General features: G+C 40.7%; 15 protein-coding genes and 1 other annotated feature. Of the genes, 5 read left to right on the forward strand and 10 right to left on the reverse strand.

All coding sequences use genetic code 11. The annotated features are described in order from the left end of the window. Positions 1–28: 28 nt before the first annotated feature. From asd to NST12_RS08845, 4 genes are all read right to left on the reverse strand, one after another. Positions 29–1,075 (reverse strand): aspartate-semialdehyde dehydrogenase, encoded by a 1,047-nt coding sequence (gene asd, locus NST12_RS08830; RefSeq protein WP_270583314.1) that lies wholly within the window; start codon positions 1,073–1,075, stop codon positions 29–31. Between the two features lie 165 nt (positions 1,076–1,240). Further along, entirely contained in the window at positions 1,241–1,840 is a 600-nt protein-coding gene (locus tag NST12_RS08835) for a dipicolinate synthase subunit B (RefSeq protein WP_328202979.1), read from the reverse strand. After that, a complete protein-coding gene (gene dpaA / locus NST12_RS08840) occupies positions 1,837–2,742 on the reverse strand; it encodes a dipicolinic acid synthetase subunit A (RefSeq protein ID WP_328202981.1) in 906 nt (301 codons plus the stop codon). Before dpaA ends, NST12_RS08835 begins: the two co-directional genes overlap by 4 nt. Before the next feature lie 261 nt (positions 2,743–3,003). Beyond that, the gene (locus NST12_RS08845) at positions 3,004–3,243 is read right to left on the reverse strand and encodes a YlmC/YmxH family sporulation protein (RefSeq protein WP_040340808.1); all 240 of its coding nucleotides are present in this window, start codon (positions 3,241–3,243) and stop codon (positions 3,004–3,006) included. 84 nt (positions 3,244–3,327) lie between these two features. Here NST12_RS08845 and NST12_RS08850 point away from each other — a divergent pair, with 84 nt between their 5' ends. Then, positions 3,328–3,525 carry a hypothetical protein gene (locus NST12_RS08850; protein ID WP_040340809.1) on the forward strand — a complete coding sequence of 66 codons (198 nt, stop codon included), beginning with the start codon at positions 3,328–3,330 and terminating at the stop codon, positions 3,523–3,525. Here the strand turns inward: NST12_RS08850 and NST12_RS08855 are convergent. Genes NST12_RS08855 through NST12_RS08865 form a run of 3 tightly spaced genes read right to left on the reverse strand, consistent with a single transcriptional unit; the run spans position 3,512 to position 5,917 of the window. Next, positions 3,512–3,760: a FeoB-associated Cys-rich membrane protein gene (locus NST12_RS08855; protein ID WP_315968600.1), complete on the reverse strand. Its 249-nt coding sequence runs from the start codon at positions 3,758–3,760 to the stop codon at positions 3,512–3,514. The two genes, NST12_RS08850 and NST12_RS08855, sit on opposite strands and share 14 nt — an antisense overlap. After that, positions 3,696–5,693 (reverse strand): ferrous iron transport protein B, encoded by a 1,998-nt coding sequence (feoB, locus tag NST12_RS08860; RefSeq protein WP_341029674.1) that lies wholly within the window; start codon positions 5,691–5,693, stop codon positions 3,696–3,698. Before feoB ends, NST12_RS08855 begins: the two co-directional genes overlap by 65 nt. Next, the gene (locus tag NST12_RS08865) at positions 5,690–5,917 is read right to left on the reverse strand and encodes a FeoA family protein (RefSeq protein WP_003352438.1); all 228 of its coding nucleotides are present in this window, start codon (positions 5,915–5,917) and stop codon (positions 5,690–5,692) included. The genes feoB and NST12_RS08865 overlap by 4 nt, the downstream gene beginning before the upstream one ends. A 259-nt stretch (positions 5,918–6,176) precedes the next feature. Between NST12_RS08865 and NST12_RS08870 the strand changes: the two genes are divergently transcribed. From NST12_RS08870 to NST12_RS08880, 3 genes are all read left to right on the forward strand, one after another. After that, complete coding sequence (locus NST12_RS08870) at positions 6,177–6,494, forward strand: hypothetical protein (protein ID WP_048623430.1); 318 nt, start codon at positions 6,177–6,179, stop codon at positions 6,492–6,494. Positions 6,495–6,506: 12 nt separating this feature from the next. Continuing rightward, positions 6,507–7,268, forward strand: a complete 762-nt coding sequence (yidC, locus tag NST12_RS08875) for a membrane protein insertase YidC (RefSeq protein ID WP_040340837.1) — start codon at positions 6,507–6,509, stop codon at positions 7,266–7,268. A gap of 225 nt (positions 7,269–7,493) precedes the next feature. Continuing rightward, positions 7,494–7,772 carry an acylphosphatase gene (locus tag NST12_RS08880; protein ID WP_003352441.1) on the forward strand — a complete coding sequence of 93 codons (279 nt, stop codon included), beginning with the start codon at positions 7,494–7,496 and terminating at the stop codon, positions 7,770–7,772. Between the two features lie 900 nt (positions 7,773–8,672). Here NST12_RS08880 and brnQ read toward each other — a convergent pair. Then, positions 8,673–10,001: a branched-chain amino acid transport system II carrier protein gene (brnQ, locus tag NST12_RS08885; RefSeq protein WP_341029676.1), complete on the reverse strand. Its 1,329-nt coding sequence runs from the start codon at positions 9,999–10,001 to the stop codon at positions 8,673–8,675. A gap of 180 nt (positions 10,002–10,181) precedes the next feature. Beyond that, positions 10,182–10,409: a binding site (T-box leader), on the reverse strand. Between the two features lie 390 nt (positions 10,410–10,799). Here brnQ and NST12_RS08890 point away from each other — a divergent pair. Next, positions 10,800–12,161, forward strand: coding sequence for an IS4 family transposase (locus NST12_RS08890; protein ID WP_341029346.1), 1,362 nt, complete (start codon positions 10,800–10,802; stop codon positions 12,159–12,161). 30 nt (positions 12,162–12,191) lie between these two features. Here NST12_RS08890 and NST12_RS08895 read toward each other — a convergent pair whose 3' ends face one another. Further along, entirely contained in the window at positions 12,192–13,895 is a 1,704-nt protein-coding gene (locus tag NST12_RS08895) for an ABC-ATPase domain-containing protein (protein ID WP_048623432.1), read from the reverse strand. 235 nt (positions 13,896–14,130) lie between these two features. Beyond that, positions 14,131–16,041 (reverse strand): vWA domain-containing protein, encoded by a 1,911-nt coding sequence (locus NST12_RS08900; RefSeq protein WP_048623433.1) that lies wholly within the window; start codon positions 16,039–16,041, stop codon positions 14,131–14,133. Positions 16,042–16,043 lie beyond the last annotated feature (2 nt).

A 16,043-nucleotide genomic window follows, 5' to 3' on the forward strand; every position in this document is an offset into this window, starting at 1 on the left:
CTACACCTCGGCATTCCATTCAAGTTGTTTACTTCAATAATCCCATTTCAATTAAAGTTTCAGCGATTTGGACAGAATTCCATGCTGCTCCTTTTAATAGGTTATCAGAAACGACCCACATATGGAAGCCCTTCTCTTCATCTAAATCTTTGCGGATTCGTCCTACAAACACTTCATTCTTTCCGACGGAATCAGCAGGCATCGGATAAATTTGTTCAGCTGGATCGTCCTGTAAAACCGCTCCTGGTGCAGTCTTAATCAACTCTTGTATGTCGCGGGCTGTGACTCCTTCTTTTTCAATTTCGAAATAAACGGATTCAGAGTGCCCGACAGCTACCGGCAATCTCACACAGGTTGCGGCAATTTTCAACTCAGGCAAATGCATGATTTTTTTTGTTTCATTGATCATTTTCATTTCTTCAAACGTAAAGCCATTATCCTGAAATTTATCAATTTGCGGAATGGCATTAAAGGCAATTTGATAATGTTTTGGATCTGAAGCAACGGGCAAAACGGCCGGTGTAAATTCTTCTCCATTGATAATGGCTTTCGTTTGTTCATTCAATTCGTTGATGGCTTTGGCTCCCGCTCCTGATACAGCTTGGTAAGTAGAAACGATTACTTTTTTCAGCCCGTATTTTTGGCGAATCGGTTCAAGCGCGACTACCATTTGGATAGTGGAGCAGTTTGGATTGGCAATAATTCCTTTATGTTTCTTTAAATCTTCTTTATTCACTTCAGGTACCACTAACGGAACTTCCGGATCCATCCGAAAAGCGCTTGTATTGTCTATGACAACTGCTCCTCTTTTAGCAGCTTCCGGGGCGAGCTGTTTTGAGACGCTTCCTCCTGCGCTAAACAATGCAATATCTACGCCTTCAAAACTTTCCGGCTTAGCTTCTTGAACAGTAATCTCCTCATTTTTAAACGTAAGGGTCTTTCCCGCTGATCGGGAAGAAGATAAAAGTGTCAGTCTCCGAATTGGAAAATTTCGCTTTTCCAACGTTTCAATCATTCGTTGTCCTACTGCACCTGTTGCGCCAACTACTGCTACGTGAAAACCATTGTTCGTCAATCTAATCTTCTCCTTCCAGTTTCTCCTTATTACGCGTCGTAAACGTAAGGGAAACGAACAGCTCCTTAAGACATAACATATTCCTTGAATTGTTATTATTTTATCACATTAAAAGATAATGAGAATACTAATTTAAAAAAGTTGTTGAAAATGAGGAGATTTTACTTACACGCTGTCATGGAACCTTTCAATAATCACTGGCTGAAGTTGTTTTCCTTCCAAAGCTTTTTCTACTGTCTCCTGCAACAAAGACATACGTGCTACCATAGAAGTCGGCTTTTGGACAGGATCATCTTGACCAAACGGGATAAAAAAGATATTTTTCGATGCCATTAAACGCATAATATTCACCCCGTTTAATCCAAGAGCATCATTCGTAGATATACCAAGAACAACCGGTTTTTGATTTCGCAGAGTCGCTTTAGCCGCCATCAGCACCGGTGAATCTGTCAATGCATTGGCAAATTTACTGATCGAGTTTCCCGTCATCGGTGCAATAATCATGCAATCGAGCGGTTTTTTCGGTCCGAGCGGTTCCGCTTCCACAATAGTGTTTATGACTTTATTGCCTGTTACTTTCTCTATTTTCTTTACCCATTCTTCTCCTTCACCAAATCTCGTGGATGTATTTTGGACGGTATATGTTACAATCGGCACCACTTCTGCTCCTGTCTTCGTCAGTTTTTCCAATTCCGGAAACACCTCATCATACGTGCAGTGCGATCCTGTCAATCCGAAACCAATTCGTTTTCCTTTTAACGTCATAAGGAAATATTCTCCCTTCGTTTAAAAACATCTTCTTTTAAAAGCTTTGCCAACACATTGGCCAAAATTTGCCCGGCTGTTTTGGGAGCGACTATTCCCGGAAGACTGAGTGCCGATATGGCTTTTATCCCTCGTTTTTCCGCATAGCGAAAATCGGTTCCTCCCGGTTTGGAAGCTAGATCGATGATTATGGTATGAGATGGCATGTTGGCAATTACGGAAGCCGTTACTACTAAATGCGGAATAGTATTGATGACAATATCCGCATCACGAACCATATTTTTTAAATCTTTATGATGGAAAGGCGTCATTCCCATTTCAGATATTCTTGCTAAATGCTCACTTTTTCTTGCCCCCACTTTCGTATTTGCCCCCAATTGATCAAAGGCTCTTGCTACACTCATCCCGACTCTGCCAAAGCCGAGAACGACGACATTCGAACCGTGAATCGTGAAATCTGTATTTTGAATAGCAATCATAATCGCTCCTTCAGCGGTTGGAATCGAGTTATAAATAGCGACATCATCACGTTCAAATAATTTGACCAATTTTCGGTTTGTTCTTTTGGTTAAATCGTTCAAGTATTGATTGCTAATACCTGAATAAACGGTGCAATGTTGGGGAGTGGCTTGGAGCATATCTTTTGTAAGGACAACCCGCTCATCAGAAAAAATGGTTTCAACCACTCCCTCATGATTGGTTCCCGCTACAGGCAATATGATGGCATCAATTTCGAAAAAAGGAATGTCCTCCATTTTCTCTTTCACAGCCCCGGGATAAGCATGATTCAATTGTTCAAATCCGGCTAAAAACAATTTGGCGTCTAATTCTGTTAATTTTGTGATGATTTCCAATTCGCGGGCATCTCCGCCGATTACTGCAATTTGCATGCCTGTTAACATATTGAACCCCCTTTGATGATCATAAGCTCTATATTTACTTTTTTATTGTATGAAGATGGGTATCAATAGGTGTAATGAGGAGGAATTTTGCGGAGAATCAGGACAGCTTTTTCGTTTTCCGGTGTTTTTATAAAAGAAACTCATTTTCACCCACTAGAGAATGCGTGTCAGCATGCAGTCTAAAACGGAGGCATTTCCTTTCATAAACAAAAAAAGATCTGGTTCACCCGAAGGATTTGAACCAGACCTTTTTGTAATCTATTAAGACTGTTCAGGCACTTCTAATATAATCATATCAGAGCCGATCGTTTTGATACGTTGCCATGGCACGCGAATCTCGGCATTCTGTTTTTTAACCAGCCGTTTACCGGTTGGAATAACCAATTCATAGATTTGGCCGGTTTTTTCGTTAAATTCCAAGTCCGTTTGCCCTAAGACACCAAGTCTTTCTGCTTTTTTCAAATCGACGATTTCTTTTCCGCTTAATTCGCTAAGTCGCATATTCATCACCTTTAATCCCTTTTACTACAATGTATCAGCCGAAATAAAAATTTAGAACTGGAAACGAAAGTGGAAGAAACCTTTTTGTCGCGCTCAAAACGTTTGAAAGATTTGATCCTTTTATATTTGATAGAAGAAATGTTTATTAAAAAAGAACCCGCCATTAAGCGGATTCTGTCCATTATCATCTTTATCGCCCATATTCCGATACAATTTCAATGGCATGAAATAAAAAGTCCATACGTGTTTTTTTATTCCTGGTATAACGTCAATGAGAGATAGACTCTTTCTTGACCGTTTCACATTTCGTTGTGCATTTGTCTTTTAGAGAACAGTGAGCACAATACCCGCCTTGTTTCGTTCTTTGAATATATCGATATAAAGTGTATCCAGCATAGCCGAAAACCACTGCCCCAATGAAACTACTGATGATCATCACGCCTTCACTTCCTTTAGATGAATAGTTGTCCGCCTTGATAAATGATGAAAGATAATAGATAGGCAATAGCCAATCCATATCCGATCGAAAAGAACGTCCACTTTTTCGAACCCGTTTCGTGTCGAATGGCAGCAACCGTCGCCACACATGGGACATACAGCAAAATAAATACGATAAAACTATAAGCGGATAACGGAGTAAAGTTCCCCGTAATAACGCCTTTTAAGGACGAGGTGTTTGCCGCATGGTAAATAATATTCATCGTCGACACGACCACTTCTTTTGCCAGAAAACCTGTTAGTAAACTGCTAGCCGCCTGCCAAGTACCAAATCCCAGCGGAACAAGCAAAGGAGCGATTAAACCGCCAATTTTCGCTAAAAAGCTTTCGTCCATAGAAACCCCAATGCCTCCGGGACCCATATAAGAAAGCAGCCAAATAAACACCGAGCCTCCAAAAATAAACGTACCCGCCTTGCGTACAAAGCCTTTGCCTTTATCCCAAGTACTGAGCCATAGCGTTTTCCATTGTGGTACTCGATACGGCGGAAGTTCAATGACAAAAATGGAAGCTTCGTTTTTTAGAACGGTGCTGGAGAACAATTTTGCCAATAAGAATGCGACCGAGATTCCAAGTACATATAATGAGAACACGATTTCCCCTTGATGATGATCAAAAAACGCTCCCGTAAACAAGGCATAGACGGGAAGCCTTGCCGAACAGGACATGAGAGGCGTCAGTAAAATCGTAAGCAGCCGTTCTTTCGGCTGTTCGATCGTTCTCGCGGTCATCACGCCGGGGACGTTGCAACCGAAACCAATGACCATCGGAATAAAAGCTTTGCCGTTTAGTCCGACTTTTTCCATCAATCGGTCCATCACTAACGCCGCTCGAGCCATATACCCGGAATCTTCAAGGAAAGAAATAAAGAAAAATAACACAAAAATTTGCGGTATAAACACTAAAACTCCACCGACTCCTCCGACAATTCCATTAAGCACCAACGCCCGCACAAACGGCCCGGCATGGATCGAAACCAACAATTGTTTCATCCACTTTGTAAGCGGACCGTTAAAAAAACGGTCCAACATGTCCGAAAGCGGAGTACCGATCCAATTAAACGTCATCATAAACAATAAATACATAAAAGCGAGAAAGATCGGAACCCCCAAAATTTTATGAGTAAGAACGTCATCTATTCGTTTTGTCCAGTTGACGGCGGATGCTTTCTCCTCCATGACGACGCATTCGTTGACGATTTGACTGATCCAATTTTTTCTTGTATTGAATATCGAACGGCTCACCGTGGAGTCGCCATGTTTTTTCAGCTCCTGACTGACCGCCTCAATCTGCTGTTTCAGCTCTTCTTCTGAAATCCATTCTTGAGCAAATTCCATCGCATATGGATTTTGTTCAAGCAAATGCAGAGCCAGCCACCGCGCCGAAAAAGGCAGATTCTCCGGCAACAAACGAACGATCGAATCAATGGCCCTTTCTACCATATCACCATAGAAAATAGCAATAGGCTTTGTTTGAATCGTTTGATTTAATAACACGCTAATTTCCTGACATCCCTCTCCTTTTCGAGCAATGACGGGGATAACAGGCACACCCAATCGTTTGGAAAGAAGCCGGTCATCAATTTTCAAACCTCTCCGCTCTGCAACATCGACCATATTTAGGCAAAGAATAAGCGGTTTTCCGTATTCCAGAAGTTGGACTGTCAACTGCAAATTCCGTTCCAATAACGATGCATCTACAATATTTAATAGTGTTTGCGGATGTTCATGAAGCATATATCGAATGACAACCGCTTCGTCTTTTGATAGAGGATGAAGTGAGTATACTCCCGGTAAATCGATTAAAAATCCATCTTCTGTTTTTAACTTGCCAATCTTTTTCTCAATCGTCACACCGCTCCAGTTTCCCACGTGTTCGTAGGAACCGGTCAAGCTGTTGAACAAAGAAGTTTTTCCGGTATTCGGATTTCCGATGAGTGCTGTCTGGCTCATATCTTTTTCACCTTAATTTTCCTGGCATCTTTGCGACGAATTCCAATCATTTGACCGGAGCATTCTAATAGACATGGTCCTCCAATCGGCAAAATGCGGTGTAATGTCACATATGATCCTTCGTCTAACCCTATATGCAATAAACGCTTTTTCACAAGTTGCTGTACTCCTTCTAAAGTAGTGATATAAGCGCTTTCTCCTTCTTTCAATTCAGTTAGCGTCATAACCAAACCCTTCCTTTAAAATGAACGAGCACTTTTCATCCATTTGATTCTCATGAAATTACAAAATCGAATTAAGAATGATAATACTTCTCAATAACTCTCAATTCATTTTAACACGAATAAGAAACATAGGGAAAATCATTTTTTTGAAATTTTCTTTAAAAGGAATAGGGATCTTTCAAGCAGCATGTTTCATAATTAATTGAATACAAATGAATTTTCATGTATAATTTTTTTAGTTTGCAAAAGGAGAGTCGCCATGATAACGATTATGAGTGATAATTTGACGGATCTTGCCTTTTACTCTCTCTATATGAGCTTGGTTCTCCATTTTGTGTTCGCGTTGACTCTTCATTGGATTGTCAAGTACTCTTCGAAGAAAACATGCTACACAATAGCTGAACGGACAACTCAAGAAACGGTATTGCTTTCCATCAAGCAAAATACCATTCTCCCTGCCGTTCGGTTTGTGTCTTGGTTGCCGAAGTCTGTTTGCCGAAAAGAATCGGCGCGTGATAACGAAGATCATTATATTCCTTCTCTTTCTGCCGCATCTGTTTGGAATTTTTCTTATTGAGGAGGATGTATGTTGAAAAAATACTTTTCGTTATTGACCTTTATTCTTTTTTCTTCTGTTCTTTTATCCGGATGTTCCAGCGCCCAACAAAAGGGACATTTTTTTCATGATTACTTTGTAGAACCATTCGTAAAATTGATTCATGCCATCGGTTCCTTTTTGGGCGGAAATTATGCTTTAGCGATCATCGTGATCACGTTGCTTGTGCGAATTATATTGATGCCGCTTATGTTGAACACCATGAAAAAACAGCAAGAAATGAAAGAAAAAATGGATAAAATTAAACCGGAAGTGGAAAAAATTCAGAAACGCATAAAATCGGCTAAAACAAAAGAAGAGCAGATGAAGCTGCAGCAAGAAATGATGCAGCTATATCAAAAACACGAAATCAATCCTTTTTCAATGGGCTGCCTTCCGATTGTGATCCAAATGCCGATTTGGATGGCTCTCTATTATGCAATCCGAATTTCTGAGGATATTAAAAAAGCGGACTTTTTATGGTTTAAATTAGGACATCCTGATATTCCCATGGCCATTATCGCCGGAATTATGTACTATTTCCAATTCCGTGTTTCCATGATAGGTGTTCCGGAAGACCAGAAAAAACAAATGCAAATCATGGGGCTAATGTCTCCGTTGATGATTTTGTTCATTTCGTTCTCAACCCCGGCTGCACTGCCGCTTTACTGGGCTGTCAGCGGATTGTTTCTAATTGGACAAACATGGTTGTCGAAGAAATTTTACGAAAAACAAAAAGCACGTGAAGGACAATAAAAAACGATTCATTTTGAACTTATAAACGGGCTGACTGCTAGTAAAGTCAGTCCGTTTTTCATTGCTTTCCCGATCCCAATCAGCCTTTATCCTGTGATAAAATAAAAATAAATTCTCGGTCAAGGTGCTATTTTCGGAAAACTATGAAATTGAATTTTCTACCTTTCTATTCTTTAGGAGGATGTTTTCACAAAAAAACCCCGCAATGACGAGGAGGATCAGATTATGATGAAACGACTTTTTATTAAAGTATACGGAAAAGTTCAAGGTGTAGGATTCCGTTATTACACACAACAAAAAGCCCAACAATTAGGTCTGAAAGGCTGGGTGCGAAACGAAATGGATGGATCTGTCGAAATAGAAGCCGAAGGGGATGAAATGCCTCTGTCCGAGTTGATTTCTTTCATCAAAAAAGGAGCCAGCCCCCACGGAAGAGTAGATCAAATCGAAGTTGTCGAAAAAGAACCGAAAGAAAATGAAAAGAAATTTACCATCCAATACTAATTCAAAAAGAATCTCTTGAACTCACAAAAAATGACAATCTGTTTGTTGCAACAGGATCATACAGATAGGTCATTTCCTCCTGCATTTAACGATTCTTGGGATCCCTCGAATGGCGATCATACGTCTTTCCCGTAAACCTGTTCCATGCAGAAACAACGCCTCTCATGAATCGAGTAGGAGGGAGCGATTAACTCCCGTCCTCTCACACCACCGTACGTACGGTTCCGTATACGGCGGTTCAATTAAGATAATTGACGCAAGTCTTTATAACTTCCGTGAATAGCTGTTCTCTTTATGCCAGTGGTCACTCCACCCTCCAAGAGGTCTCCCACGGGATTCACCGCTTCCTCCCTCAAGTGAGGTACTACGTTTTCTGTGTTCATCATGACTCACTGAATACCAAGGGCTATTCTCTCTTAATTGTTCGGTCCTTCTTAGTTGTTCTAGACCAACTAATACTATGACCTCTGCTGACTTCTGACGGTTCAGCTACTTATCACTAAGTAGGTTATGAAGAGTACTTCACATATCCGCCAGACCTCCCCGGGTAAGTACATGCACTTTCACACCATCTATCCGCCTCATTTACTCGATATGACCTTCGACAGAAAGAGCTTTGTTTTGTTATGCAAACTCACTCAATCATACCTAGCCTTATATGAGGTTCGTGTTCCTCGGACCGGTGTTTTGCCTCCAGCTTCCTTCAGATTCCGCGTCACCACGGACACCCTTGCTCTTGGCTAACCTCTACTTCTGTCTTCGGGGTTCGGGACTTACACCCTATAGTTCATGTACATGCCGGGCGCACATGAAGAATGGCTGTCGACTTTGTCGGCAGCCATTCTTTCTATATGGTCCGTTTATATAGCAAAAACGAAATGATGCTGTTTTGTGTGAACGTTACTGTTTCATTTTAGCAGGTGTCCATTTTTTCTCAGTACGAGAAGAAGATAAGACCCATCCGATGATTCCTCCGAGAATCGAAGGCAAAAGCCACCCTAATCCTACGGAAAACAACGGAACCCAAGACAAGGAATGATTCAGCCATTCCCAATTGAATCCGAATGCTTTCAAACCATCATATAAACTGATAACGGCCGTAAAAAGAATGGCCCCTTGATAAACACGTTCAGAAATGCCTTTGGAATAATGATCTATGAAAGACAAAACGATTAATACGATGGCCAAAGGGTAAATCATGCTTAGAATCGGAACGGAAATGGAGATGATTTGATTAAGGCCTATATTCGAAATCAAAAAACTGATAATCGTAATCAAAATGACAAATTTTTTATATGAAACAGCAGGCAATCGTTCCGCAAAAAACTGGGCACATGCCACCACTAATCCAATACAAGTCGTTAATACAGCCAGCGCCACAATGATGCCGAGAAGAACTTTACCTCCTGCCCCAAAAAGAAGGCTAGCTGCTTTGGACAGGATTTCTCCCCCATTTTCGAAAGAACCGTGTGTGGCCATTTTAACCCCGATATAACCTGTTCCAATATAAACAAGCGCCAATCCCGAACCAGCGATTACTCCGGCTTTGACCGTCATCGCCACCATTTTCTTGCCATTTTTAATTCCTCTTTCCTTAAGTGCATTGACGACCACGATGCCAAATGCTAAAGCGGCAATGGCATCCATCGTTAAATACCCTTCCATAAACCCTTTTGCTAAAGGGGCATGCGAGTACTCAGCAGACGGCGGCTGAATGGAACCATCCAACTTTAAGAAACCCGTCACACATAAAACAGCGATAGAGGCAAGCAGGAGCGGAGTCAATAATTCGCCCACTCGATCGACCATTTTCGATGGATTTAAACTTAACCAAAGGATCAAGATAAAAAAGATGATGCTGAATAAAAATAAGCTAATGGAACCTGCTTCGTTCGATAAAAATGGTTTGACACCCATTTCAAATGCAACATTCGCACCGCGCGGAATGGCAAAAAACGGTCCAATTACTAAATAAATCACCACGGCAAAAAACAGCGCAAAACGTGGATGGACCTTTTCAGCAATCGAAAGGACCCCGTTTCTGGACAACGCAACCGCCGCCACTGCTATAATGGGCAGCCCTACTCCCGTGATGATAAATCCAGCAATGGCTGACCAAAAAGACCGTCCTGATTGGATTCCTAATAAAGGAGGAAAAATTAAATTTCCCGCTCCAAAAAACAGCGCGAAAAGCATAAGCCCTACAACCCATAACTCTTTTCTTTTCATAACGTTTCCCCTTTCTCTATGTTGTAATCTGAATGATGAATTAGTGGTACTGGATTAAAAAAACATTTACTCCGACAAGTCAGACGCCAAAGCAAAATTTTATTTTCTCCTTTCGATGAGCTGGCTGCCTGATTCCAGTACTCTATTAGAATATTTTTTCAATAAAAAAACTCGTCCAGTTGAAGGGACGAGTCGAATCGCGGTACCACCCTAATTCCGTATATATACGGCACTTTAGAAGACGCATCATACGTCTAGTCTTGGTAACGGAAGAAACCGGCAATGCTTACTGTTCTCTTTCAGCATGGCGTCTCCAAGAGGATCTTCAGTATAAGTCTGTTCATCGGCTCCCACCTATCCCGACTCTCTGGTGAACAGATATTTATCTGCCCTTTATATTATGGTTATCCGGAATAATAAAGGGCAGATAAATCGAACCGTTTTGTGACAAAACCATGGTTCGCATTATACCTACTCTTCTTTTCATCGACTTTCACTAATTGTTTATCATCATAACAATCATTAAAATTATTGTCAATACAATTTTTTGAATTTTTTCAAAAGCTAAATTTTTCGATTCATATAATTCAAGTGGCTATTGTTCAATTTTTTTACCAATATGCCTTTTCTAATATACTCAACTTTCGCAGTCCAAAATCTTGTTTAAATGCTTGATGTAAATGGGTTTTGGAAGTACAAAATTATCATTTGACATTTTTTAAAACATAAAGAAAGACACCTATTCTTTTGGTAAAATATTGGTGACGAAACCAAATCCAAAAGAAAGGTGTCACCACTATGATAACGAATAAAGACTACTTTGCGCAATTACCAAAAGAAATTAAACAAGGATTTTCCGAATTAAATATTGGATATCATTTAAGAAAAGCGAATATTACGAAACTTTCCGGGTATTCTTGTCTTACTGTTTTCAAACTGATTTTTCTTTTAGTCTTCCAATATAAGAACTGGTTTCGTGCTTTTATGAGTAAACGATCTCAGGATCTGCCCGGAAAGGATACAGTCTATCGCTTTTTAAATACACCAACCTATCATTGGAGAAAGTTTCTGCTTTCATTAAGCAGTGAAATGATCCGTCTGCTTCAACCATTAACTTCAAAAGATCGTGTCACAGCTTTTGTGATTGATGATTCTGTCTTTTCAAGAAACCGTAGTAAGTCGGTTGAACTGTTGGCTAAGGTTTTTGATCACTCTACCCATCAGTACTTGAAAGGGTTTCAAATGCTTACCCTTGGCTGGACCGATAGTTTTACTTTTATTCCCGTTGATTTTGCTCTTCTAAGTTCACCGAAAAAGGAAAATCGCCTGCAAGAAATCAATACCAATATTGATAAACGAACATCTGGCTATAAGCGTCGCCAGGAAGCTCTGAAATCAAAACCGGACGTGGCTTCAGCTTTACTTGATCATGCGCTTGAAAAAGGGATTATAGCTGACTATGTTCTCATGGATTCCTGGTTTACACAAGCGCCTTTAATTGAGAAGATTACGAACAAAGGGTTATTTGTCATTGGCTTGGTGAAGCAATTAAAGCAGCGATACGTTTACAATGGTGAACGTTTCACACTGAATCAACTTTACAAATTGGCAAAACCTCACATGGGTAAAAAAGACATTCGCGGATCCGTTTATGCTACTTTAGACAATGGAATTCCAGTAAAAATTCTATTTGTACGAAACCGTAATAAACGGAGCGAATGGCTTGCCATTCTCAGCACAGATACAACATTAGAAAATGAAGAGATCATTCGTATTTACGGCATGCGTTGGGACATTGAAGTCTTCTTCAAATGCAATAAATCCCTTTTAAATTTAGAGAAAGAATTCCAGGGACGTTCCTACGACATGTTAATTAGCCATACAACCATTGTTTTTACACGATATATTCTCATTGCTTGGCAAATGCGAAAAGAGGAGGATCCTAAGACGATTGGCAACCTTTTTTACATCCTTTGCGAAGATGTAAAAGACATAGATTTTATTACTGCCCTTCAATCACTTATTGACCTTTTCCAAACTTTGGCGGAAGCCGAGGTTTCTTTGAACATGGACATCTTTAAAAATCAAATGAATAAATGGTTGGCCACTATACCTAATTATATCAAGCAATGCTTAAATATTACTGTGTGCGAAAGTTGAGTAATATATTATTTAAAAATATTCTATGATTCAACAATGAATTTTTAATGATCGCATCCGATTGAGAGCAGCAGCAATTTCCAATGCTCTCGGCCGTGCTAGTTCACCGGGGTTTTTCGGGAAGCTTGAAAAAGAAGCAAGCCCCTCCTCATTCATTTTTCTTTCCACGATCAACAGGAGTTCAGAAACAGTCATTCTTTTTTTCAAAAATCCCTTTTTTTCTATCCAATGGAGAATTTCTGCGATCATAGCTGTCTGGCTAGGATGGACAATTTGTTCCACCGCTTGAAGAGAGACGGATTCATGACCGTACAGAATTTCGTATTTTCCTTTTGCCGCTGCCTTCTCTTTTTTTCCTTTCCTGCAGTTTAGCGATTGAGGCAACGGGATGCGGCTTTGAAATTCTCCAAATGTTTCTCCACCTTCTCGAATACGCTGAGTAGAAAAACGTTTGGCAATTTCTTTTGCTTGCTTGGTTACATCAAACGGCAAGTAGTGATCCATTTTTATGACAACATCGGCCACATCCAAGTAGTCTCCTGAACCACCTAATACGAGAATGGTGGACACTCCATGTTGTGTAAATAATGAACGTACCTTATCTACAAATGGCGTGATCGGTTCGTGTTCTTTCGAAATAAGGGCCTGCATTCTGGCATCACGGATCATGAAATTAGTCGCAGAAGTATCCTCGTCCATTAAAAGAACTTTGGCACCGGCTTCTAATGATTCCATAATATTGGCGGCTTGCGACGTACTTCCACTCGCATTTTCGGTGCTAAAATGCAATGTATCTTTTTCAAAAGGAAGATTTTGAATAAAAGGTTCGATATTGACCGACGCCACGCTTCTTCCATCTTCCGACCGAATTTTCACGGCGGTTTCATCCGTTAAGACAAACTCTCTGCCATCCCCTTCAATATGGTTATAAATTCCTTTTTCAATTGCTTGAAGCAGCGTGCTTTTGCCATGGAAACCGCCGCCGACGATCAATGTCACCCCTTTCTTAATTCCCATCCCCACAATGGGTTCCGTACGATGAGGAAGCGAAATGCTCACTTCCAGTTCTTTCGGACTCTTAAAGGGTATGGCCTTTTCTTTCGACACCGGCAAATCGCTTATCCCGCTCTCGCGCGGCAAAATCGATCCGTTGGCAATAAAAGCAATATAATCATGTTCTTTCATCCATTTGCGGATGGCAAATTGCTGGTCACATAATCGAACCACTTGGTCAAAATCAGCTTTTGAAGCGGAATAGACTGCTTCTTTCACGATTTTCGGAAGATCTTGAAAGAAAATGGTTTCCGCTTCTCTTCCTAAAATCGTTCTGCCACGCGCCGGCAGCCCCACTGTTAAGCAAATAGAAAGCGTTTGATGAATCTGAACAGCGGTTCTTTCTAAAATTTCTTGTCCCGGAACGTCAATACGAATTTGTCCGCTTTTTCCAGATCCCATTCCTGTCTGTCGTCTTTTCTTTAATGAATGGGCTATTCTCCGCGCCAATAAATCTTCACAATAGATCTTTCGTCTCTTCGGACTGTAATGATCCTTTTTTAAATTCAACTTTTGAAGTGGAACGATTAACCGGATTTTCGTCGGAGTCGCAAACGGGTCTTTTTGGACATGGTCGACGATGAGCGTATAATCCGGAAAACGGTACTCTCCGCGTAATCGCTGGTAGGAAGAATAGCCTTTTCCATCTATTTGTCGCAATATTTGTTTCATATGTTCCATCTGATTATCTCCCTCTTCTCTAGCCAAAATTGGACATGAACAAGATATCAGCTGCGCGCCAAATCCGCTTTTTATACCGATTGATTGATGATTCAAGAAGGAATTCTTTTTGCCAATAGCAAGTATTTCGCCTCCATCTTAATAGGCATTTCAATCGATTTAAAGAAGAAACTTTCATGTCAACCGTAACTCTAAAAATAACTAGAAAGATCTGGCGCACATGTGTACGTTGAAATTAAATGCTTTGAATAAGCAGTTTTCGCAACAACGGAAACAAGACATCCGGCAATTCTTCCACATTAGAGACAAGAACGGTATATTTCCCATAAATGTTTTCAATCGTCTTTTTTTGCCCTTCCTCAATCCCGCCTTTGGAGAGAAACACGTTGATCACCTCGATCCCTTGTTTTCGGGCTTCCACAACGGCTTCATGGGTATCGATGATTCCATTTTGAGCGTAATTCAAGGCAGCCGGCTCCCCATCCGAAAAAACAAGCAGAAATTTTTGTTTTTCAGAACGACGAAGGATTCGTTCTGTCATGATGCGAATGGCAAAACCGTCCCGGTTGTCTTCTTCAGCATTCAATTGCAAAATTTCGGGTCCGCTTGCTGGATTTAAAGAGGAGGAATAATCGATCACCGTTTGCAAATAATTGGGCTGACGCTCGGGAATGGCTTCATTCGCATCTTCCCAAAAACCGGCGATCTCATGAGGTACTTTCACGGATTTTAGCGCCTCATGAAACAGTGTAATTCCCACCTTTGTCTCGTTCATTTTATCTTCCATGGAAGCAGAACAATCGACCAGAAGGGCAAAAGCAGCATCAATCTCCCATGAGGGCTGGTGCTTTTTATAAAAGAGTCTTGGCTGTTCCTCCAAAAAATAGCGAAGAAGATTTTTGTCCAATCGTCCAAAATGCAAATGGTTCCGAGGATGACTATTTTTACGCTCCAATATTTCTGTAATCAATTTTTTTAGCTTTTTCTTAAGAGGAGCGATGGAGGATTTCAGTTGTTGATAATGGAGAATCTCTTCCTGACGCGGAATGGCTGCTCTTTTAAACACTGGATAGGCAAAACGATTTTCCTTTCCATATTCGGCTTTACCTGTTTGTTTTTTCGTATCCCGCATTTGTTCGGCCTCAAGCGAGAAAAAATCATGGCGAGAGGATTTTTGCGATGATCCTTGGACGATGCCGAGAGCTTGGTCCTCCACATCTCCTTCGCGAACACCATCTCCCAGCAGATCGCTCTTTGAACCTTGGTCTAAATCAAACTGAAGAAACGATTTTCCTTTGTCTTTTGTTTCCCGATGCCAAGTTTGAAACTGTTCCTCCATCAAGTCTTCATCATCATTCTTTTTCTCAGTCCGGTTATGACATTCCAACGGATCCATTCTTTTTACGTCCTTCCAGGATAACTCATCTTCTAATTGGAAAACAGTTTCCGGCAGGTGAAAATACTCATTCAGCATGTCTTTTTCCAACAGTTCATCAAGAACTTCTACCACTTGCAAACAACGGCGGCTAACGTCGCTTGTAGAATTCGCATCCAAAATAGGTAATAACGTTTGTTCAATAAACGGAAATACCGAATCCAGCTTTTCACCAAGACTCCCGGCAGCTTCCAAAGGCGACTCTGCATTCAGCATAAGATAAATCTTGCAAAACAAAGCATCTGTCAGGACACTCTTGACTAAATTGGCATTCATCTGTGTTCGAAAATGCTGTTTATATAATTTTCGACGGATGGCAAAAGAACGTTTTGTACCCGGTCTAAGACGCGTGCAAATATCTTCAAGACGCAAATCTTCAGCAAGCACTAACAGTTGTTTGGCAAAAGAAGAAATGGATGTCTTTTTTACCTCTCTTACATACTGTCGGACTTGTTCATAGTCCGTATAATGCAAGCTGCCAATGGCTCTTAAATACACATCGCTCTTCAGTCCATTGACTTTATCAAACGCCGGCCGATGATCCCAAAAATAGCTTACAAAAACTTTTTGTTGGCCTCTATCAAGGTAGGAAAACGGACCGAATTCCACTTCCATTTCTTTATTTTTCGATAACGTCTTCGCCAAGTCGGTCAGTTGCATATATAAAAATGAATCGATTTTTTCATCGTTAAATTGGATAAACCGCTCCATAT

Origin of the sequence: Bacillus sp. FSL W8-1127, from assembly GCF_038006725.1 — a bacterium.
GTDB lineage: Bacteria > Bacillota > Bacilli > Bacillales > DSM-4216 > Bacillus_O > Bacillus_O smithii.

Coding starts and splice junctions, on each gene's coding strand:
- NST12_RS08835 (WP_328202979.1), bottom strand. CDS start 1,840: ATGACGTTAAAAGGAAAACGAATTGGTTTCGGATTGACAGGATCGCAC.
- dpaA (WP_328202981.1), bottom strand. CDS start 2,742: ATGTTAACAGGCATGCAAATTGCAGTAATCGGCGGAGATGCCCGCGAA.
- NST12_RS08845 (WP_040340808.1), bottom strand. CDS start 3,243: ATGCGACTTAGCGAATTAAGCGGAAAAGAAATCGTCGATTTGAAAAAA.
- NST12_RS08855 (WP_315968600.1), bottom strand. CDS start 3,760: ATGGATTGGCTATTGCCTATCTATTATCTTTCATCATTTATCAAGGCG.
- feoB (WP_341029674.1), bottom strand. CDS start 5,693: ATGAGCCAGACAGCACTCATCGGAAATCCGAATACCGGAAAAACTTCT.
- NST12_RS08865 (WP_003352438.1), bottom strand. CDS start 5,917: ATGACGCTAACTGAATTGAAAGAAGGAGAAAGCGCTTATATCACTACT.
- NST12_RS08870 (WP_048623430.1), top strand. CDS start 6,177: ATGATAACGATTATGAGTGATAATTTGACGGATCTTGCCTTTTACTCT.
- NST12_RS08880 (WP_003352441.1), top strand. CDS start 7,494: ATGATGAAACGACTTTTTATTAAAGTATACGGAAAAGTTCAAGGTGTA.
- brnQ (WP_341029676.1), bottom strand. CDS start 10,001: ATGAAAAGAAAAGAGTTATGGGTTGTAGGGCTTATGCTTTTCGCGCTG.
- NST12_RS08890 (WP_341029346.1), top strand. CDS start 10,800: ATGATAACGAATAAAGACTACTTTGCGCAATTACCAAAAGAAATTAAA.
- NST12_RS08895 (WP_048623432.1), bottom strand. CDS start 13,895: ATGGAACATATGAAACAAATATTGCGACAAATAGATGGAAAAGGCTAT.
- NST12_RS08900 (WP_048623433.1), bottom strand. CDS start 16,041: ATGGAGCGGTTTATCCAATTTAACGATGAAAAAATCGATTCATTTTTA.